The following is a 19,565-nucleotide window of genomic DNA, read 5'->3' as shown; positions in this document are numbered from 1 at the left end:
TGCAAGTGGGACGTCATCGCGGCGTTCGACCTTCCGGCTCGAGGAGTACCGGCCATGCTCAAGCGCCCACAGGACCAGAGCGTCGACCAGGGAACCGTTGCGACCCGTCCGGCATCGGCCGGCCTGGAGGGGGGGCGGATCGTGCCGGTGCTCCTGTCCGGAGGAAACGGAACGCGCCTCTGGCCCCTTTCGCGCGAGGCCTATCCGAAACAGCTTCTCCCCCTCGTCGGCGAGCGGACGCTGCTGCAGCAGACGGCGTTGCGCGCCTGCGATCCGGCGGTCTTCGCCCGCCCCATGGTCATCGCCAACGCCGAGCATCGCTTCGTCATCGCGGAACAGCTGCGGGCGCTCGGCATCGCCGACCCGACCATCGTGCTCGAACCGGCGGGACGCAACACGGCGCCGGCGGCCGCCGTGGCTGCGCTGATGGCCGTGCAGGCGGACCCGGAGGCCGTCATCCTGCTCATGCCGGCCGACCACGTCGTCACCGACGTCACGGCCTTCCGGCAGGCGGTCGACGAGGGCCTCGACGCGGCGCGCCGGGGCCGCTTCGTGCTCTTCGGCCTCGCGCCGACCGGGCCAGCCACCGGCTACGGATATATTCGCGCGGGAGAGCCCTGCGCCGACGCCGCGCGCGTGCGCCAGGTCGCCGACTTCGTCGAGAAGCCCGACCGGGCGACCGCGCAGCGCTATGTCGCCTCGGGCGACTATCTCTGGAACAGCGGCATCTTCCTCCTCCCGGCTGGGGCCTTCCTCGGCGAGCTGGAGCGCCTGTCTCCCGACATCCTGGAACATTGCCGCGAGGCCCTGGCAGTGAGTGCGCGTGATCTCGACTTCGTGCGCCTCGGCAAGGACGCCTTCGCGGCCTGCCGCGCCATCTCCATCGATTACGCCGTCATGGAGCGGACGGACCGCGCCGTCGTGGTTCCGGCGTGCTTCGGCTGGACCGACATCGGCAGCTGGTCCACATTGTGGGAGATCGGCGCCAAGGACCCGGACGGCACCGTCATGGTCGGCGACGTCGTCGCCGAGGAGGCGCGCGGCTGCTACCTGCGCGGTGAGGGGCAGCTCGTCGCTGCCCTCGGCGTCGAGGACCTCGTGGTGGTCGCCACGCCCGACGTGGTGCTCGTGACCCGCAAGAGCCGTGACCAGGACATCAAGAGGCTCGTCGAGCGGCTCCGGGCGGATGGCCGGGAGGCGGCCACCCAGAATCCGCGCGTGCACCGGCCCTGGGGGTTCTACCAGTCGATCCATACGGGCGAGCGCTTCCAGGTGAAGCGCATCACCGTGAAACCCGGTGCCAAGCTATCCCTGCAGAAGCACTATCACCGGGCCGAGCACTGGGTGGTCGTCAACGGCACCGCGCTCGTCACGCGCGACGACGAGACGCTGCTTCTGCGCGAGAACGAGTCGATCTTCCTGCCGCTCGGCTGCGTGCACCGGCTCGAGAACCCGGGCAAGCTGCCGCTCAATCTCATCGAGGTGCAGTCGGGCCCCTATCTGGGCGAGGACGACATCGTGCGCTTCGAGGACATCTACGCCCGGGAGTGACGAAGGCGGGGCGGCTCGCGGCCTGCAGCCGCTCCGTTCGCCGCGGCGATATGTCGATCCGCCTGTCCGCATCGGCCGCCGGACGGTCGACGCGAGCCGAGGGGCTCCTGCGCGCCCGTGACCTCGGCGCCGGCGCGCGGGCCACGTCCGCGCGCGGATCGCAGACGGCATTCCCGCCGCGCCCTTGGCCCGCACATCGGGACACGATTGCGTTAACCGGCAGCCATGGGCGGAGCCGACGGGACGCCGCCCGGTACAAGGCCCGCAGGCACGTGCTAGCCTTTGAAGGGGTGATCCGGCTCGGGCGTCCGAGGTCGAGCCGGGAGACTTTGGTCGGCGCACCGGCCACCGCCGGTGCGCATGACGGCGAGCCGGCGCGTCTCCTGCCATGGGCCTGAAAGAGATCAGATCGCCAGCCGACACCGTGCAACCGCCCGCCGCGACGACGGGCGTGGAGAAACAGGCCGCTCTCGCCGCACGCCCGACGGAGGCGAACGGCATCCAGCGCGCGGCGGCAAGGGCGCAGCTGCGCATGCCGGATGCGCGCCGCGGCATGCTGAGCGAACTCGCCAATCTGTTCAGGGAGATGCTGCGCGGCGGCCAGGGCTGGCCGATCCTGTGGCTCGGCGCGGGCATCCTTCTCGTGCTGATGAGCAACATGGTGGGGCAGGTGCGCCTCAACCAGTGGAACGGGGCCTTCTTCGACGCGCTGGACAGGAGGGATGGCGAGGCCTTCCTGTGGCAGCTCATCGTCTTCCTCATGATCGTCGGCGTTCTCCTCGTGCTCATCGTGGCGCAGACATGGCTGCAGGAGATGTTCAAGATCCGTGTCCGGGAGCGCGTGACGCAGATCCTCCTCGACGCCTGGCTCGTGCCGGGCCGGGCCTATCAGCTCGGCTTCGCCGGCCCGGCGGCGGCGGCGCCGGACCAGCGGATGCAGGAAGACAGCCGTCTCTTTGCCGAGCTCACCACCGACATCGGCGTCGGCATGCTCAATTCGATCCTCCTGCTCCTCAGCTTCATCGGCGTGCTGTGGATGCTGTCCTCCGAGGCGACCTTCACCATCGGGGGCAGGAGCGTCGTCATACCGGGCTACATGGTGTGGGTGGCCGTGGGTTACGCGCTCGCGGGTTCCGGCCTCACCTGGCTCGTGGGCCGGCCGCTGATCCGCCTCAACACCGAACGGTACGCGCGCGAGGCCGAGCTGCGCTTCGCCCTGATCCGCGTCAACGAGTGCGCCGAGAGCGTCGCCCTCTATGCCGGCGAGCGCGACGAACGTCGCAATCTCGATCGCAACGTCTCGGCGGTGCTGCGCGCCATGCGGCGATTGTCGGGCGCCCTGTCGCGCCTGACGTGGATCACCTCCGGCTATGGCTGGCTCGCCATCGTGGTGCCCATACTGGCGGCAGCGCCCGGCTATTTCAGCGGGCAACTGTCGTTCGGCGAGCTTATGATGGTCGTCGGCGCATTTACCCAGGTGCAGCAGGCGCTGCGCTACTTCGTCGACAATTTCCCGCGCATCGCCGACTGGCGGTCGGCCGTGGTCAGGGTCGCGACCTTCCGCGACGCCGCGCGCGACTTCGATGCGACGCATGATGCCCACAGCCGCATCCGCATCGTGCCCCATCCCCAGGGCCTGCTCGCCTTCGAGCACCTGTCTCTCGCGCTCAACGACGGCACCGCCATCATCGATGAGGCGACGGCCGAGGTGCGACGCGGCGAGCGGGTGCTCATCACCGGGGATTCCGGAGCGGGAAAGAGCACGCTCTTCCGCGCCATTGCCGGCCTGTGGCCGTGGGGCGAGGGGGTCATCCAGACGCCGCCCACCGGCGAGATGATGTTCCTGCCGCAACGGCCCTACCTGCCGCTCGGCACGCTGCGTGCGGCGGTATGCTATCCGGCCTCGCCCGATGCATTCGACGACCGCGAGGTGCGCCGGACCATGGTGCGTTGCGGTCTCGGCGACTTCCTCGACGATCTCGACGCGGTGGAGCGCTGGGACAGGAAGCTGTCGCTCGGCCAGCAGCAGCGTGTGGCCTTTGCCCGCTTGCTCCTGCACAAGCCTGCCTGGGTCTTCATGGACGAGGCGACATCGGCGCTGGACGAAGAAAGCCAGGCCTCATTCCTGTCGCTGTTCCAGGGCGAACTCGCCAGCACCACCGTGCTCTCCATCGGCCATCGCCCCGGCCTCGAGGCCTTTCACACGCGCGCCCTGCATCTGCGAAAGATGCCCGAGGGGGGCGTCGTCCTGAAGCGCCGGCCGGAGCCCGCCGAACCGGGTTGGCTCTCGAAACTGCTGCAGGGGACGCGCGTGCCGGAGGACTGAGGGCACCTCGCGCCTGCCGACCGCCGCGCGGCAGGCCGATCAGGCCGTTGCCATGAGCCGCAGCAGGCGGCTGCGGGCCGCACAGGCGGTGATGAAGGCCGCATAGCTCCAGGCGAGGTCCTTGGCCGAGGTCTGCTCCCCCGTGCACTGGTCGAACTGCTCGGACAGCTCGCCCGAGGCCGGCGTGTAGCGGCGGACCGTCGCCATGAAGCGGTCTCCCTTGGCGAGAAGTGCCGCGACCATGGCGCGCCGCTCGTCCGTCGTCGAACCGAGCTCGCGCTCGGGCGCAAGGCGTGGGAAGCCGGGCATCCGCTCGAGGAAGACGGCGTTGTCGCGCGTTGCCCGGATCGGCCGTCCGCCCCTTACAGCAGCCGCGAGGCGATAGTAGAATTCGGCTGCCGCCAGAGTAGCGAAGTAGTAGGCGCCGCCGCTTCCATAGATGTCGCCGCGATAGCGTCCCATGGCCGGGGCGAGAGCCCCATCGGCGGTGCGGTTGATCGGATAGTCGCCGGCGAAGATCGCCTCCAGGCGCGCGAGGGTGGCCTGCACCCCGGGATCGCTGATGCTGTGTGCGTCCGCATCCGCTTTCGCGTGCAGCACCGCGAGCACGACGGCGATGTCGGGGTCGGCACCCGGCCCGCCGTCCGCCTCCGTCCGCCCGAGGTGGGCGGCGTAGCAGCCTGCGTCCGCCTTCCAGTGGCCCGCGAGCGCTTCGCCGAGCGCGTCGGCGGCCGTGCGGTAGCGCGCGCTGCGGTGCCGGTCGCCGAGCGCTGCGGCCCAGGCCGCTCCCGCCGCGAGCGCGGCGGCCTGCACCCGTCGCGTGTAGTAGTGATGGCCGAAGACCTCCTCCCACAGGTCGAAACAGGGGTCCTGCCAGTGCCGGCAGGTGAAATCGAGGTCGGCACGCAGGAGGTCGGCCATGGCGCGCCGGCAACCAGCCGCCGGAGCCGGTGCCATCGCCTCGCGCCGCATCACGGTCAGGGCGCGCAGGGCGGGACCGTCGTGCTGAGGGCGCGACCAGCGGATGACATCAAGCGTTCCGTCAGGGTTGAAGCGTGTCTCGGCGAGAATGGATTCTCCACTCACTGCAGCAAGTTCTTCCTCGGTTCTAAGATATTTCTGGAATTGTGGGGCGACCTTGTCGCGGTAATCCCGCCGCTGCGCCAGCTCCGCGCCATCGAGCGCCCCGAGCGCGAGGCTGAAGGCGACGAAATCGTCGACATGGCTGAGAGCATCCCTTGATACGGAGCCCTCGGCGATGAGGAGGAGCAGGGCATCGATGACAAGCGCCGAGTCCCTCAACCAGTGGAAGAAGTAGTCGGGATTCGGGTCGTAGAAGCCGGGGGCCGGCGAGGCGACGACGCTGCCGCGCTTCGGCGCGATCACCTGGCCAAACGCATCTCTGACGCGCACCAGGCCGGTCGGCGAGACGCTGCGGAGCATGGCCGTCGTCGCGACGGCATATTCCTCCGCCATCCATGCATCGAATGCGGGGTCCGCAGGAACCATCGTGCCAGCCGTTCCTTGCCTCGCGAGCCGGCCGCTGGGCTCGCGCTCAATCGAGGTAGGGGCTCTCGAACCCGAGACGTGCGAGGCCTTCGAGCACTTCCGGGCAGCTCATGAACAGGCGCCAGAGCAAGCCGGTCCTGTAGTTCTCGATCATCGCGATGACCGGCCCCTGATCCAGGGCGAAATAGACGCGCGAATACCAGTTCTTGCCCTCGCTGAAGGCGGAGGTGAAGCCGTAGTCACCCCAGATCCTGTCGCCGAGATCGTGGAAGAAGTGGCGTAGCGCGTGGACGGAGAAGCCCGGCGTATAGGGCAGGCTCGCGAGCGCCGCCGTCGGCGCGATGACGCCCCGGTCGCTGTAGGGCGCGTGCACGAGATAGCCCTGCGGGTCGTCGCTGACGGTAAGCCCCCAGCACGCAGGGCCGTAGCCCTTGTGCTTGTTGGGATTGCGCAGGCAGTGCTCGCGATTGATCAGCGTGTGCCGGACGTTCTGGTCCCAATAGTCGGCATAACGGTCGCGCAGGCCGCGCGGATCGAGGCCCAGGAACGAATAGTGGGCGAAGCACAACGGACCGCCGTACTCGACGCCGAGCGGCAGCTCGATGCCGTAATATGTGCGGCGGTTCATGAAGTTGCGGCTCTCCGCCCAGCCGCGGTGATACACCGCCGGGTCGATGGCATGATGCCGGGAGGACGCAGCCAGGACGTATGTGATCAGGCACTCGTTCCAGCCGCGGATTTCGTGGTCGAGGCTCCAGCCGTTGTTGGGGCTCCAGTGCCAGTAGAGCACGTTGCGCCCTCCACGCGTATGCCAGTTCCACTCGACCCCGTCCCACAGCACGTTGATGCGGCGCCGCAGCTCGATCTCGGCCGCCGTATCGCCGTCGAAGTACTGGCGGGCGCAGAGCAGGCCGGCACAAAGGAAGGAGGTCTCGACGATGTCGCCGCCGTCGTCCTTGCGGCTGAAGGGAATGGTCGCACCGGTGCGGCCGTCCATGAAATGCGGGAACACGCCATGATAGCAGGGCGCCCGGTCGAGGATGTCGACCATCGCGCGCAGGCGCTCGACGGCGTCGGCGCGCGAGATCCACTGCCTTTCCGTCGCGACGACGATCGCCATGATGCCGAAGCCCGAGCCACCCACGGCAACGAGATCCTTCGTGGGCTGAGGCGGCTCGCCGAGACGGTCGAGCGCCAGGCCGCTCACGGGATGGGCTGCGTCCCAGAAGTAGCGGAAGTTCTGTCGCTGCACGAGGTCCAGCAGCTCGATGTCCGCCGGCGTGACAACGTCTTGCGAGACCGCATCGACATCCGAGAAGGTCACCATCGGATCGCCTCCGACTAGACGGCTCAAGCACCAGCCCCGCGACTGCGGCAGGGCTCGGCATCTGGCAGAAACGCCCATGCTCCTGCGCGCGTTCCTCTGGGCGTCCCTGCCGGCAGGGACGCCACCGCCCCGGGCATTCGCGCGTTCAGAGCCATTTGAACTCCGGTCCGCCAACCTGCAGCATTATGATACTGCCTCACCCGCGAAAGGTCGCGCGGCGGGCTCCGCAATGTGATCGCCTCGACATGGAGACTTGGATGAGGCGGATCGCGACGATGCGAGGGGCGATCGGCTGCCATGGCGCAACGGAACGGAATGAAGCGCATCGAGGCGCTTCTTGCTGCGATGACGCTCGAGGAGAAGATCGGGCAACTGACCATGGTCTCGTTCGGATGGAGCGAGACCGGGCCGAACAAGTCGGTCGACATCCGCGCCGAAATCCGGGCCGGGCGTATCGGCAGCCTGCTCAATATATGGGGTGCGGACGAAACCCGTGCCATCCAGCGCCTTGCCGTCGAGGAGACGCGCCTCGGCGTGCCACTGCTCCTGGCCTTCGACGTGTTGCACGGCCATCGCACCATCTTTCCCATTCCGCTGGCGGAGGCGGCGCTCTTCGATCCTGCGGCATGGGAACGGACGGCTCGAGAGGCGGCGCTGGAAGCTGCCGCCGACGGCATCGCGCTCACCTTCGCCCCCATGCTCGATGTGTCGCGGGACCCGCGATGGGGGCGGATCGCAGAGGGCCCGGGCGAAGACCCTGTCCTTGCCGCCCTCTTCGCCGAGGCCAAGGTGCGCGGTTTTCAGGGAGGGGACCTCGCCTCCGCGGGCAGCCTCGCAGCCACGGCAAAGCACATCGGCGCCTACGGCGCCGTGACCGCCGGGCGCGACTATGCCTCCGTCGACATTTCGGACCGCGCTTTGCACGAGGTGTACCTGCCGCCCTTCCGGGCGGCCGTCGCCGCGGGTGCGGCCGCGGTCATGCCCGCCTTCTCCGATCTCGCCGGCACACCCGCGAGCGCCAACGCCACCCTCCTGCGTGGCCTCCTGCGCGAGCGCTGGGGCTTCGAGGGCGTCGTCGTCAGCGACCATGGGGCGGTCGCCGAGCTCGTGGTGCACGGCGTCGCGGCGGATCTCGCCGAGGCGGCGGCCCTGGCGCTCGCGGCCGGTGTCGACATCGACATGATGGGCATGGCCTATGCGCAGGGACTTGTGCCGGCGCTTGAGCGCGGGCGGGTCGATATGGGGGCGATCGACGCCGCAGTGCGGCGGGTGCTGCAGCTCAAGGAGAGCCTCGGGCTCTTCGACGATCCCTATCGACGCGGATCCGCCGCGGGCGCGGCCGCGGGGGCCGCGTCCCGTGGCGCCCTGGCGCGCGATGTCGCGCGCCGCTCCATCGTTCTCCTGACGAACAACGGTGTGCTGCCGCTCGCGCGCGATCTCCGCCGCATCGCCGTCGTCGGTCCGCTCGCCATGGCAGCCGCCGACATGCTCGGCCCATGGGCGGGGGCGGGCGACCCGGCCCGCGCCGTGACCATGGTGGCCGGGCTCAGGGCGGCGCTGCCGCAATGCGAGGTCGTCTTCGCGGCCGGAGTCGAGGTCGACAGCGGCGAGACGCGCGGCATGATCGAGGAGGCTCTCGCGGCCTGTCGGGCGGCGGAGGTCGTCGTGCTCTGCCTCGGGGAGGGCGCGCAGATGAGCGGCGAGGCGGCGAGCCGCGCGCAGCCGGACCTGCCCGGCCGGCAACGGCAGTTCGCGGAGGCGGTGCTCGCCGTCGGCCGCCCCGTGGTCGCGCTGCTCTCGTCTGGCCGGCCGCTGATGGTGCCCTGGCTCATCGCCCGGGCAGATGCCGTGCTTGCCACGTGGTTCCTCGGCAGCGAGGCGGGCCACGCCGTCGCGGACGTGCTGACCGGGCGCTGGAATCCGAGCGGCCGCCTGCCGCTGTCCTGGCCCGTGGACACCGGGCAGATCCCGATCTTCTACGGCCAGCGTCGAACGGGCAGGCCCGCCGACCCGGCGGAGCGATATTCCAGCAAGTATATCGATGCCCCGGCGGCGCCGCTCTTCCCGTTCGGTCACGGGCTCTCCTACACCCGATTCACGTTGTCCGACCTGCAGGTGGCTCCGGCCGTGGCAGGCCCCCACGACAGGGTCACCGTCGCTGTGACGGTCGCCAACGAAGGGCCGGTCGACGGTGAGGAGACGGTGCTCCTCTTCGTGCACGACCTCGTGGCGAGCGTCGCGCGGCCTGTCCTGGAGCTGAAGGGGATGGCGAAGGTCCGGCTGGCGCCGGGTGAACGGCAGGTCCTGCACCTGATTCTACCGGTGGATGACCTCGCCTTCCTCGACCTTGACCTCAAGCCGCGTCTCGAGCCGGGGGCCTTCAAGGTCTACGTCGGTCCGGCAGCCGATCCGGAGCGCCTCCTGGAAGCCTCGCTGAGCGTCGTCGGCGATTGAGGCGCGCTGCGCTCGCCACCGTCGGACTTCCGCTCGCCGCGTGCGGTCCATATCATTGCGCTCGGCGCGCAGGTGCAGCAGGCGGGACGTGGCATTGAAGACGAGGGCAAGGGGTGCCGCTGCTGCGGACAGGCACGAGGGGCTGGGCGAGGTGGCGCAGGTCGCCTCGTCGGAAATCGAGCTCAAGCTTCTGGCGTCGAAGGCCGACCTGGCTGTGCTGCGCGAGGTGCCGTCCGTCGCCCGGAATGCGCGTGACGCGGAGGCGACACGGCGGCTGAACAGCGTCTATTACGACACGCCCGATTGCGCGCTGTTCCGGAACGGACTGACGCTCAGGGTCCGCCGCATCGGCCGCCGCTACGTCCAGACCCTGAAGTCGACGGCCGTGGCCGGCCAGCCGCTGGTGCGCGGCGAATGGGAGGCGCCGCTCGACGGCGCGATGCCCGATCTCGCCCGGCTGCCGGCGCCCCAAGCCATGGCATGCCGCGAGGTGATTGCCGGTGCCGCGCTCGCGCCCACCGTCACGACCAAGGTGCGACGACGGACGAGAACGGTCGCCTATGCCGGCTCCCTGATCGAAGTCGCCTTCGACGAGGGCATGGTCGAGGCGAACGGGCGCCGAGAGGGGCTCTACGAGCTCGAGCTCGAATTGAAGGCCGGTGAGGCAGCAGCGCTCTATGGTCTGGGGCTCGATCTCCTGGAGCGGGCGCCGCTGCGCCTCAGCACCCTGAGCAAGGCCCACCGCGGCTATGCGATGGTGCTCGACCGGCCGCCCGCCTGGGCGAAGGCCGCAAGCCCGGCCATCACCGCCGGGGAGAGCATGGAGAGCGCCTTCGCCGCGCTCCTCGGCGCCTGCCATCACCATCTTGTCGCCAATCACGCGGCGGCCGAGGATGGGCGAGACCCGGAAGGCGTGCACCAGATGCGGGTGGCGCTGCGCCGTCTGCGCACCCTGCTGTCGCTCTTTCGGAAGGCGCTGCCGTCGCCCGACATCGCGCCGCTTGCGGCCGAGGCGAAGTGGCTGACGAGGGTTCTCGCGCCCGCCCGCAACTGGGATGTATTCATCGCCGACCTGCTGCCGGCGCCGGCCGCGGCATGCGGTTTCGACCTTTCCGATCTGCGCGTTGCGGCGGAGCGGCACAGGGCGCAGGGCCGTGCAGCGGTCGCCGAAGCGCTCGCCGATGTGCGATACACGCGTTTCGTACTCTCGCTCGGATCGTGGATCGAGCATCGCGGCTGGCGCAACGGCCTTCCCGGAGAGGCGATCGCCCTGTTGTCAGAGCCTTGCACGGGCCCCGCCGCCGACATCCTGGCCCGCCAGCACCGCAGGGTGCTGAAGCGCGGGGCGCATTTCGGCCGCATGACCCCGGAGGAGCGGCACGAGCTGAGGCTCGCTCTCAAGAAGCTTCGCTATGCCGCTGATTTTTTTGCGCCTCTCTACGCCAACCAGCGCAAGACGAAGCCCTATCTGTCGGCGTTGTCGCGCTTGCAGGACGTCATGGGACGCTACAACGACGCGGCCACCACGCGGGAACTGCTCGGCGGAATCGGATCGGAGAGCATGTCGCCGCAGTTCCACGAAGCGATCGGTGCCGTCGTCGGCTGGCATATGCACGAGGCGGCCGCCTGCGAGAGGAAGCTGAGGCGGCGGTGGCGCGGCTTTCGCGACATCCCGACCTTCTGGTAGCGGGCGTGATGCGTGCATGTCGCTGCCGGCCGGCTCCGGACGGCGGTCAGCACGTCCGGTCGACGAGGATGGCGCGGAAGTCGTTGACGTTCGTCAGCGTCGGGCCCGTAACGACGAGATCGCCGAGCGCGGAGAAGAAGCCGTAGCCGTCGTTGTCGGCGAGCATTCCGCGGGGATCGAGGCCGAGCTTCGCGGCGCGCGCGAGACTGTCGGGGAAGAGCAGGGCGCCGGCGTTGTCCTCCGAGCCGTCGATGCCGTCGGTGTCGCAGGCGATGGCATGGATCGCCGGGTGGCCGCCGAGCGCGACCGCGAGCGACAGCAGGAACTCGGCATTGCGGCCGCCGCGACCACGCCCGCGCACCGTCACCGTCGTCTCGCCCCCCGAAAGGAGCACGGCCGGCGCCGGCAGGGGCTGGCCATGGCGCGCCGTCTGCAGCGCGATGCCGCCCGCCACGCGCGCCACCTCGCGCGCTTCGCCCTCGATCGCGTCGCCGAGGATGAGGGGCGTGACCCCCTCGCCCCGGGCGATGGCGGCAGCCGCCTCGAGCGCATCCTGCGCGCGGGCGATGATGCGGGTCTCGACGCGGGCGAGCCGCGGATCGCCGGGCTTCGGCGTCTCCTCCCACGCGGCCTCGAGATGGGCGCGCACCGAAGGGGGCGGGTCGATGCCGTACCTGGCGAGGATGGCCCGCGCCTCGGCGAAGGTGGTCGGGTCGGCGACCGTCGGCCCGCTCGCGATGACAGCGGGATCGTCGCCCGGCACGTCGGAGACGACGAGATTGACGACGCGCGCCGGGTGGGCCGCCGCGGCGAGCCGCCCGCCCTTGATGGCGGAAAGATGTTTGCGCACGCAGTTCATCTCGGCGATGTCGGCGCCGCTCTTCAGCAGCGCCCGTGACACCGCCTGTTTGTCGGCGAGGCTGATGCCGGGTGCCGGCAGGGCGAGCAGGGCGGAGCCGCCGCCCGAGACGAGGCAGAGCAGGAGATCGTCCGGCCCGAGATCGCCGGCGAGCGCCAGTATGCGCTCCGCGGTGCGATGGCCCGTGTCGTCGGGCACGGGATGGGCGGCCTCCACGACCTCGATGTGCTCGGTCGCCGCCCCGTGGCCGTAACGCGTGACGACGAGGCCCGAGAGGGGGCCCGTCCAGCGTCGCTCGACGGCGCGCGCCATGGCAGCGGCAGCCTTGCCGGCCCCGGCCACCACCGTGCGGCCCTTCGGTGGTGCGGGCAGGGCCGGGGGGATGCGCGTCTCGGCCGTCACGGCGGCGAGGGCGGCGCGGAACATGGCCTTGAGCAGTTCGTCCGGTGACACGTGCGATGCCTCGTTCGCCTCGGGCTGGCGCGGCGTGGCGGGAAGTGCCGCCCGCGCCGCGCAGGGGCGGGGAGAGCGGAGCGTCAGGCCGCCTGCGCCGCCTGCTCGCCGCCGATTTCGTGGCCTGCCATGATTTCCAGCGCCCGCACGAGCGCCGAATGGTCCCAACCGCGACCGCCGTGTGCGGTGCAGGTATTGAACAGCTCCTGGCAGGTCGCGGTGTTGGGCAGCGAGAGGCCGAGTGCCCGCGCTCCCGTAAGTGCGAGGTTCAGGTCCTTCTGGTGCAGTTCGATGCGGAAGCCCGGCGAGAAGCTGCGCTTGATCATGCGCTCGCCATGCACCTCGAGGATGCGCGAGGAGGCGAAGCCCCCCATGAGCGCCTGCCGCACCTTGGCCGGGTCCGCGCCTGCCTTGGAGGCGAAGAGCAGCGCCTCGCCGACCGCCTGGATGGTGAGCGCCACGATGATCTGGTTGGCGACCTTCGTCGTCTGGCCGTCGCCGTTGCCGCCGACGAGGGTCACGTTCTTGCCCATGCGCTCGAAGAGCGGCTTCACGGTGGCGAAGGCGCGCTCGGGCCCGCCCACCATGATGGTGAGGGAAGCGGCGCGGGCGCCCACCTCGCCGCCCGAGACCGGCGCATCGAGATAGTCGCAGCCGAGCGCGTTGATCCGGGCCGCGAAGCGCTTGGTCTCGATGGGGGAGATCGAGCTCATGTCGACGACGATCTTGCCGGGAGCGAGCCCCTCGGCGACGCCACCCTTGCCGAAGAGCACGGCCTCGACATGCGGCGTGTCCGGCACCATGACGATGATCACGTCGGCCGCGCGGGCAACCTCCGCGCCGTTCGCGACGGCGCTGACGTCCTTCTTCGCCGCGAGCTCGGCCGGAACGGGCTTGACGTCATGCACGAAGAGCGTGTGGCCCGCCTCGGCGAGGTGTCCGGCCATGGGCGTTCCCATGATGCCGAGACCGATGAAACCGACCTTCATGATGTTTCCTTCCCTGTCTTGAGCGAGGATCTGAGGAGAGCGAGGGCCTCACGCGGCAGCCCGCCAGGGGGCCATCCAGCCGAGGCCGGAGGCGGTATCGGCCTTCGGCTTGTATTCGCAGCCGATCCAGCCGGCGTAGCCGAGCCGGTCGAGATGGGCGAAGAGGAAGGGGTAGTTGATCTCCCCGGTACCGGGCTCGTGGCGGCCCGGATTGTCGGCGAGCTGGACATGGGCGATGCGCGCAAGGTTACGCTCGATGGTCGGCGCGAGGTCGCCCTCCATGATCTGCATGTGATAGACGTCGTACTGCAGGAAGAGGTTGTCGGAGCCGACCTCGTCCATGACCGCGAGCGCCTGGGCCGTGTTCGTCAGGAAGAAGCCCGGGATGTCGCGGGTGTTGATCGGCTCGATCAGCAGGCGGATGCCGGCCTTGCCGAGTTTCCCGGCCGCATAGGCGAGGTTCTCGACGAAGACCCGGGCAGCCGTCTCGGTCGACGCTCCGGCGGGCAGGACGCCGGCGAGGCAATTGACCTGGGCGCAACCCAGGGCGCTCGCGTATTCGATTGCCCGATCGACGCCGTCGCGGAACTCCGGGACGCGGTCTTCGAGGCAGGCGATGCCGCGTTCGCCGCGCGCCCAGTCGCCTGCCGGCAGGTTGTGCAGCACCTGGACGAGGCCGTTGTCCTTGAGGCGCGCGGCGAGCGTTGCGGGCGGATGGTCGTAGGGGAAGAGATATTCGACCCCCGTGAAGCCGTCCTTCGCCGCGGCGGCGAAGCGGTCGGGAAAGGCGTGCTCGCCGTAGAGCATCGTGAGATTGGCCGCGAATCTGGGCATCGCTGTTTCCTGGTTCGGCGAAGGGATCAGTCGAGAAGGGCGAGCGCGGTCGGCGCGTCGGCCGGGCTGTCGGCGAGGTCCTCGAACTCGACGACCTTGTCGATCTCGGTGCCCATGGCGATGTTGGTGACGCGCTCCAGAATGATCTCGACGATCACCGGCACGCTGAACTCCTGCATCCAGGCGCGGGCCTGGGTGATGGCCGGGCCGATCTCGCCGGGTTCGCGCACGCGGATCGCCTTGCAGCCGAGCCCTTCCGCCACCGCCACGTGGTCGACGCCATAGCCGTCGAGGCCCGGTGCGTTGATGTTGTCGAAGGACAGCTGCACGCAGTAGTCCATGTCGAAATTGCGCTGCGCCTGGCGGATGAGGCCGAGGTAGGAGTTGTTCACGAGGATCTGCAGATAGGGCAGCTTGAACTGCGCGCCCACCGCGAGTTCTTCGATCATGAACTGGAAGTCGTAGTCGCCGGAGATGCCGACGATCTCGCGATGGGGGTCGGCCGCGCGGACGCCGAGGGCCGCCGGCACGGTCCAGCCGAGGGGCCCGGCCTGGCCGCAGTTGACCCAGCCGCGCGGCCGGTAGACATGCAGGAACTGGGCGGCGGCGATCTGCGACAGGCCGATCGTCGTCACATAGGTCGTGTCGCGGCCGATCGCCCTGTTCATCTCCTCGTAGACGCGCTGCGGCTTGATTGGCACGTTGTCGAAATGCGTGCGGCGCAGGAGCGTGCGCTTGCGCTCGCGGCAGGCCGCGACCCAAGCGCCGTAGTCCTTCAGGCGCCCCGCCGCCTTCCGTTCCGTCGCCACCTCCACGAAGAGGGCGAGAGCGGCGCCGGCGTCCGAGACGATGCCGTAGTCGGGGGCGAAGACGCGCCCGATCTGCGTCGGCTCGATGTCGACATGCACGAACTTGCGGCCCCTCGTGTAAGTCTCGATCGAGCCGGTGTGGCGGTTCGCCCAGCGATTGCCGATGCCGAGGACGAAATCGGATTCGAGCAGCGTGGCGTTGCCGTAGCGGTGGCTCGTCTGCAGGCCGACCATGCCGGCCATGAGGGGGTGGTCGTCAGGAATCGCGCCCCAGCCCATGAGGGTCGGGATGACGGGCACGCCCGTGATCTCTGCGAATTCCACCAGGAGATCGGACGCATCCGCATTGATGACGCCGCCGCCGGCGACGATGAGCGGCCGCTCGGCTTCGGCGAGCATGGCGAGCGCCTTCTCGATCTGCGCCCGCGTCGCCCGCGGCTTGTAGACCGGCAGAGGCTCGTAGGTGTCGATGTCGAACTCGATCTCGGCGACCTGCACGTCGAAGGGCAGGTCGATGAGCACCGGCCCGGGACGGCCCGAACGCATGAGATGGAAGGCCTGCTGAAAGACGCGCGGCACGAGCGCAGGCTCCCGCACGGTCACCGCCCATTTCGTCACGGGCCGGGCGATCGCCTCGATGTCGACGGCCTGGAAGTCCTCCTTGTGGAGGCGCGCTCGCGGCGCCTGGCCGGTGATGCACAGGATGGGGATCGAATCGGCCGAGGCCGAGTAGAGGCCGGTGATCATGTCGGTGCCGGCCGGGCCCGACGTACCGATGCAGACGCCGATATTGCCGGCCCTGGCGCGCGTGTAGCCCTCCGCCATATGCGAGGCACCCTCGACGTGACGGGCGAGATAGTGGCGGATCGTGCTCCGCGCCCGCAGGGCGGCATAGAGCGGATTGATGGCGGCACCCGGAATGCCGAAGGCATCGGTGATGCCCTCGCGCTCCATCACCAGTACGGCCGCCTGCGCCGCCGTCATCTTGGCCATGATGACCTCCTCCCTGTATTCATCGGAGATCATGCCGATATCTGTTCGTATTGCAGCCCGTATTGTTCCTTTTCACGTGCAGTTTTCTCCATGTGAAAATCGTGAAACGATGAGGCTTATTTCACTCTGTGAAATTCCTGCGCCCGGCCCTCGGCGTTCTCAAATGGCGCACGCCTCGGATCGAAGCGATCCAAGGCCGCAAATGTGATCGTTCTCGACAAACTGGATCGTCGCGCGGGCGGACCGAGGGCCGCGCCGGCGAAGGCGGCGTCGGGCCTCGGCAAGCCGCTACGCGAGCTTGCCCGTCAGGGCGTTGGCGGCTTCACGGACCAGGGTGCCGAGCGCGGCGATCCGCTCCGGGGGCATGCGTTCGCTGGGTCCCGAGACGGAGAGCGCTGCCACCGGCCGGCCCCGACGTCCGAGCACGGCGGCCGCGACGCAGCGCATGCCAGGAACGTGCTCCTCGTCGTCCACGGCATAGCCCTGGCCGCGTGCCTCCAGGATCTGGTCGTGCAGGCGGCGCCGGTCCGCCACGGTCTTTGCTGTCAGCGGCGTCAGTCGCAGCGTTGGCAGGAGTCCGGCGAGCACCCCGTCCGCCTGGGCGGAGAGCATCGCCTTGCCTACTCCCGAACCATGCAGGGGGAGGGGTACCGAGGCTGCGAGGCCGCTGCCGCGTTCGCCGATCTGATGCAGATAGACGAGCGTGCCGTGCTCCTCGACAGCGAGATTGACGGTCTCGTGGGAGACGTCGAGCAGCGCCCGCATGTGCGGCGCCGCCAGCCGGCGCAAGCCGCGCGAGTCGGCATAGACCGCGCCGGCGAGATAGGCCTGAAGGCCGACGGCCCAGCGTCGCGCCCCCTGCTCGAAGCGCACGTAATGCTCCTGCTCGAGGGTGGTGAGCAGCCGATGGGCGGTGGCGGGCGACAGATCGGTCGTCCTTGCGATCTCGGTGAGGGACAGTCCCTCGGGGCGCGTCGCGAGGGTGTTGAGGATGCGCAGCGCCCGCACGAGCGCGCGCACCTGTCCCGCACGTTCCTCCGCCGGTGGGGCCATGTTGGCGGCGGTCGTCTCGATCATCGTCTCCTCCCGAACGATCGATTGCGGAAAGGCCCGTCGGTATTCCGGTTCGAGCCTTCGCGTGAACGCCCGTGGAAGCAGGCGCCCGGCTCAGGCCGCTCCGGCCACGCCGTCGCGGGCGTGCGCCAGGCGGCCCTGGACGTAGGTGGCGCGCACGGCGCGGTCGTCGCCGAGCGTCATGAGGAGGAAGAGCTCCTCCTCGAGATCGCCGTCGATCCGCTGCATGCGGTTGGCCATCGCCGGCGTTGCGCGCGCGTCGAGCACGACGAGGTCGGCATAGCGGCCGGGCGCCAGCGTGCCGACCTCGTCGGCGAGGCCGAGGGCGGCGGCATTGCCGGCCGTCATCTGGTGGAAGGCCTCAAGTGCCGAGAAGCTGCGGCCATTGAGCTGCAGAACCTTGTAGGCCTCGCCCGCCGTGCGCAGCATGGAAAAGCTCGTGCCGCCGCCGACGTCGGTGGCGAGGGCGATACGGCCGGCGGGCGTCTGGCGGATGAGGCCGTCGAGATTGAACAGGCCGCTGCCGAGGAAGAGGTTCGAGGTCGGGCAGAAGACGGCGACGGAACCCGTCTCCGCCATGCGTCGCCGCTCGCCGTCGGTCAGGTGGATGCTGTGGCCGAGGAGGGTGCGCGGGCCGAGCAGGCCGTAGCGGTCGTAAACGTCGAGATAGCCCCTGGCCGAGGGAAAGAGCGAGCGCACGGTCTCGATCTCGGCGAGGTTCTCGGAGAGATGCGTCTGGATGTGATTGTCCGGGAACTCGCGGGCAAGGGCGGCGGTCGCCTCGAGCTGCGCCTCCGTCGAGGTGATGGCGAAGCGCGGCGTGATGGCGTAGCGCTGGCGCCCGCGGCGGTGCCATTTCGCGAGCAGCGCCTTCGTGTCCTCATAGCCCGTCTCGGCCGTGTCGGTCAGCGCCGGCGGGGCATTGCGGTCCATCATCACCTTGCCGGCGATCATGGCCATGCCGCGGCGCTCGGATTCGGCGAAGAAGGCATCCACGGATGCGGGATGCACCGAGCAGAAGGCGGTTGCCGTCGTCGTGCCGTTGCGCAGCAGCTCGTCGAAGAAGAAACGAGCCTGTTCGGCCGCATGGTGCGGGTCGGCGAAGCGCTGTTCCTCGACGAAGGTGTATTTCTGCAGCCACTCCAGGAGCTGCGCGCCGTAGGAGGCGATGACCTGCGTCTGCGGGAAGTGGATGTGGGGATCGATGAAACCCGGGACGATCAGGCCGTCGGGATGGTGGTCGACGCGCGTGTCGGCGGGCAGGGCGCCGAGGAGATCGCGCGCCTCGCCGACCGCCGCGATGCGCCCGTCGCGGATCGTCACCAGTCCGTCGGCGATGTAGCGATAGCTCGCACTGTCGCCCGCGCCGGCGGGAGGCGCCAGGAAGATCAGCAGGCGGCCGCGGATGGCGGACGGGGTGGACGGCTGCGTCATGCGAACGGGTCTCCTTCGCGGTCACTGCACGGCGGCGGGGTCGGCGGTCCAGGCGGCCAGCGCCCGGCGCTCCTCGGCCGTGATCTCGGTGATGTTGCCAGGCGGCATGGCGTGCGAGAGGACGCTCTGCACGCGGATGAGCCCCGCATGGCGGCGGATCTCCTCGGGCGTGTCGAGGCGGACGCCGCGCGGTGCGGTCGGCAGGCCCTCCCACACCGGGGTCTGGGCATGGCACATGCTGCAGCGCGACACCACGATTTCCTCGACGCGGGCGAAGGTGACGGGCTCTGCGGGCGCCGCGGTCTCGGCGCTCGCGACCTTCTCGGAGGCGGCCGGCGGCAGGGTCGACAGCCAGACGATCGCCGCGACGCCCGCCGCCGCGACGCCCCAGGTCCACCAGGGCGTCGGCTTGCCGGCGTGACGGCTGTTGAAGAAATGCCGGACGGAGGCGCCGATGACGAGGACGACCGCGACGATCAGCCAGTTGAAGCGCGTGCCGAAGGCGAGCGGGTAGTGGTTGCTGATCATCAGGAAGAGGACAGGCAGCGTCAGGTAGTTGTTGTGCATCGACCGCTGCTTGGCCTTCTTGCCGAGCATGGGATCGGGCTCGCGCCCGGCGATGAGGGCATCCACGACCTTGCGCTGGTTGGGGATGATCACGAGGAAGACGTTGGCCGTCATCATCGTGCCGATGAGTGCCCCCATCTGGAGCATGGCGCCGCGGCCGCTGAAGACCTGCGTAAAGCCGTAAGCCGCCGCGACGAGGCCGACAAAGCCTGCGGCCGCGAGGAGATTGTCGTTGCGGCCGAGCGGCGAGCGGCAGAGAAGATCATAGGCGAGCCATCCCGCGGCGAGCCCGCCAGCGCTGATCGCCACGGCACCCCAGCGCGGCAACGGCATGACGGCGGGATCGACCATGAACAGGTCGGCGCCGCGGTAATAAAGCACACAGAGCAGGAAGAAGCCCGAGATCCAGGTGGCGTAGGATTCCCACTTGAACCAGGTGAGGTCCTCGGGCATGCGCGCCGGCGCCACGAGATATTTCACCATGTGGTAGAAGCCCCCGCCGTGAATCTGCCATGCTTCGCCACCGGCCCCTTGCGGCAGACCCTCGCGGCGTCTCAGGCTCGCGTCGAGATGGACGAAGTAGAAGGAGGAGCCGATCCAGGCGATGGCGGTGATGACATGCAGCCAACGCAACAGGAGGTTGATCCACTCCCACACGATCGATTCCATGCTCACCCCTCCGCGGCAGATGTTCTTCTC

13 protein-coding genes are annotated in these 19,565 nt (G+C 69.4%); 4 read left to right on the top strand and 9 right to left on the bottom strand.

The annotated features are described in order from the left end of the window. The first annotated feature begins 54 nt into the window (after positions 1-54). A complete protein-coding gene (locus QNA08_RS02335) occupies positions 55-1,551 on the top strand; it encodes a mannose-1-phosphate guanylyltransferase/mannose-6-phosphate isomerase (protein ID WP_283739051.1) in 1,497 nt (498 codons plus the stop codon). Positions 1,552-1,975: 424 nt separating this feature from the next. Continuing rightward, a complete protein-coding gene (locus tag QNA08_RS02330; RefSeq protein ID WP_283739050.1) occupies positions 1,976-3,877 on the top strand; it encodes an ABC transporter ATP-binding protein/permease in 1,902 nt (633 codons plus the stop codon). Between the two features lie 39 nt (positions 3,878-3,916). Here the strand turns inward: QNA08_RS02330 and QNA08_RS02325 are convergent, their stop codons facing one another. Together QNA08_RS02325 and QNA08_RS02320 are read right to left on the bottom strand one after the other, a co-directional pair. Then, entirely contained in the window at positions 3,917-5,353 is a 1,437-nt protein-coding gene (locus tag QNA08_RS02325; RefSeq protein WP_283739049.1) for a glycoside hydrolase family 15 protein, read from the bottom strand. Positions 5,354-5,432: 79 nt separating this feature from the next. Then, positions 5,433-6,713: a glucoamylase family protein gene (locus QNA08_RS02320; RefSeq protein ID WP_283739048.1), complete on the bottom strand. Its 1,281-nt coding sequence runs from the start codon at positions 6,711-6,713 to the stop codon at positions 5,433-5,435. A gap of 297 nt (positions 6,714-7,010) precedes the next feature. On the opposite strand from QNA08_RS02320, the gene bglX reads away from it, so the two are divergent. Next, on the top strand, positions 7,011-9,167 hold the full coding sequence (bglX, locus tag QNA08_RS02315; protein WP_283739047.1) for a beta-glucosidase BglX: 2,157 nt from the start codon (positions 7,011-7,013) through the stop codon (positions 9,165-9,167). A gap of 88 nt (positions 9,168-9,255) precedes the next feature. Continuing rightward, positions 9,256-10,854: a CYTH and CHAD domain-containing protein gene (locus QNA08_RS02310; RefSeq protein ID WP_283739046.1), complete on the top strand. Its 1,599-nt coding sequence runs from the start codon at positions 9,256-9,258 to the stop codon at positions 10,852-10,854. A 46-nt stretch (positions 10,855-10,900) separates the two neighbouring features. On the opposite strand, the gene QNA08_RS02305 is transcribed toward QNA08_RS02310, so the two are convergent. The 7 genes from QNA08_RS02305 to QNA08_RS02275 form a co-directional block, all read right to left on the bottom strand. Further along, a complete protein-coding gene (locus QNA08_RS02305; RefSeq protein WP_283739311.1) occupies positions 10,901-12,139 on the bottom strand; it encodes a glycerate kinase type-2 family protein in 1,239 nt (412 codons plus the stop codon). A gap of 110 nt (positions 12,140-12,249) precedes the next feature. After that, positions 12,250-13,158, bottom strand: a complete 909-nt coding sequence (gene glxR / locus QNA08_RS02300; RefSeq protein ID WP_283739310.1) for a 2-hydroxy-3-oxopropionate reductase — start codon at positions 13,156-13,158, stop codon at positions 12,250-12,252. Positions 13,159-13,203: 45 nt separating this feature from the next. Further along, positions 13,204-13,989, bottom strand: a complete 786-nt coding sequence (hyi, locus tag QNA08_RS02295) for a hydroxypyruvate isomerase (RefSeq protein ID WP_283739045.1) — start codon at positions 13,987-13,989, stop codon at positions 13,204-13,206. A 26-nt stretch (positions 13,990-14,015) separates the two neighbouring features. Continuing rightward, on the bottom strand, positions 14,016-15,791 hold the full coding sequence (gene gcl, locus QNA08_RS02290) for a glyoxylate carboligase (protein ID WP_283739309.1): 1,776 nt from the start codon (positions 15,789-15,791) through the stop codon (positions 14,016-14,018). Positions 15,792-16,079: 288 nt separating this feature from the next. Further along, a complete protein-coding gene (locus QNA08_RS02285) occupies positions 16,080-16,868 on the bottom strand; it encodes an IclR family transcriptional regulator (protein WP_283739044.1) in 789 nt (262 codons plus the stop codon). 90 nt (positions 16,869-16,958) lie between these two features. Next, the gene (guaD, locus tag QNA08_RS02280) at positions 16,959-18,299 is read right to left on the bottom strand and encodes a guanine deaminase (protein ID WP_283739043.1); all 1,341 of its coding nucleotides are present in this window, start codon (positions 18,297-18,299) and stop codon (positions 16,959-16,961) included. A 21-nt stretch (positions 18,300-18,320) separates the two neighbouring features. Further along, the gene (locus QNA08_RS02275; protein ID WP_283739042.1) at positions 18,321-19,535 is read right to left on the bottom strand and encodes a urate hydroxylase PuuD; all 1,215 of its coding nucleotides are present in this window, start codon (positions 19,533-19,535) and stop codon (positions 18,321-18,323) included. Positions 19,536-19,565 lie beyond the last annotated feature (30 nt).

The organism is Chelatococcus albus (assembly GCF_030067675.1).
Lineage (GTDB): Bacteria > Pseudomonadota > Alphaproteobacteria > Rhizobiales > Beijerinckiaceae > Chelatococcus_A > Chelatococcus_A albus.
The sequence above is the reverse complement of the archived record's forward strand: the minus strand, read 5'-3'. Positions and strand labels throughout refer to the sequence as shown.

Bases quoted from the DNA above. Each gene is read 5' to 3' on its own strand.
- gcl (WP_283739309.1), bottom strand. From the start codon at position 15,791: ATGGCCAAGATGACGGCGGCGCAGGCGGCCGTACTGGTGATGGAGCGC.
- QNA08_RS02325 (WP_283739049.1), bottom strand. From the start codon at position 5,353: ATGGCGGAGGAATATGCCGTCGCGACGACGGCCATGCTCCGCAGCGTC.
- guaD (WP_283739043.1), bottom strand. From the start codon at position 18,299: ATGACGCAGCCGTCCACCCCGTCCGCCATCCGCGGCCGCCTGCTGATC.
- QNA08_RS02275 (WP_283739042.1), bottom strand. From the start codon at position 19,535: ATGGAATCGATCGTGTGGGAGTGGATCAACCTCCTGTTGCGTTGGCTG.
- QNA08_RS02335 (WP_283739051.1), top strand. From the start codon at position 55: ATGCTCAAGCGCCCACAGGACCAGAGCGTCGACCAGGGAACCGTTGCG.
- QNA08_RS02305 (WP_283739311.1), bottom strand. From the start codon at position 12,139: ATGTTCCGCGCCGCCCTCGCCGCCGTGACGGCCGAGACGCGCATCCCC.
- QNA08_RS02320 (WP_283739048.1), bottom strand. From the start codon at position 6,713: ATGGTGACCTTCTCGGATGTCGATGCGGTCTCGCAAGACGTTGTCACG.
- bglX (WP_283739047.1), top strand. From the start codon at position 7,011: ATGGCGCAACGGAACGGAATGAAGCGCATCGAGGCGCTTCTTGCTGCG.
- hyi (WP_283739045.1), bottom strand. From the start codon at position 13,989: ATGCCCAGATTCGCGGCCAATCTCACGATGCTCTACGGCGAGCACGCC.
- QNA08_RS02285 (WP_283739044.1), bottom strand. From the start codon at position 16,868: ATGATCGAGACGACCGCCGCCAACATGGCCCCACCGGCGGAGGAACGT.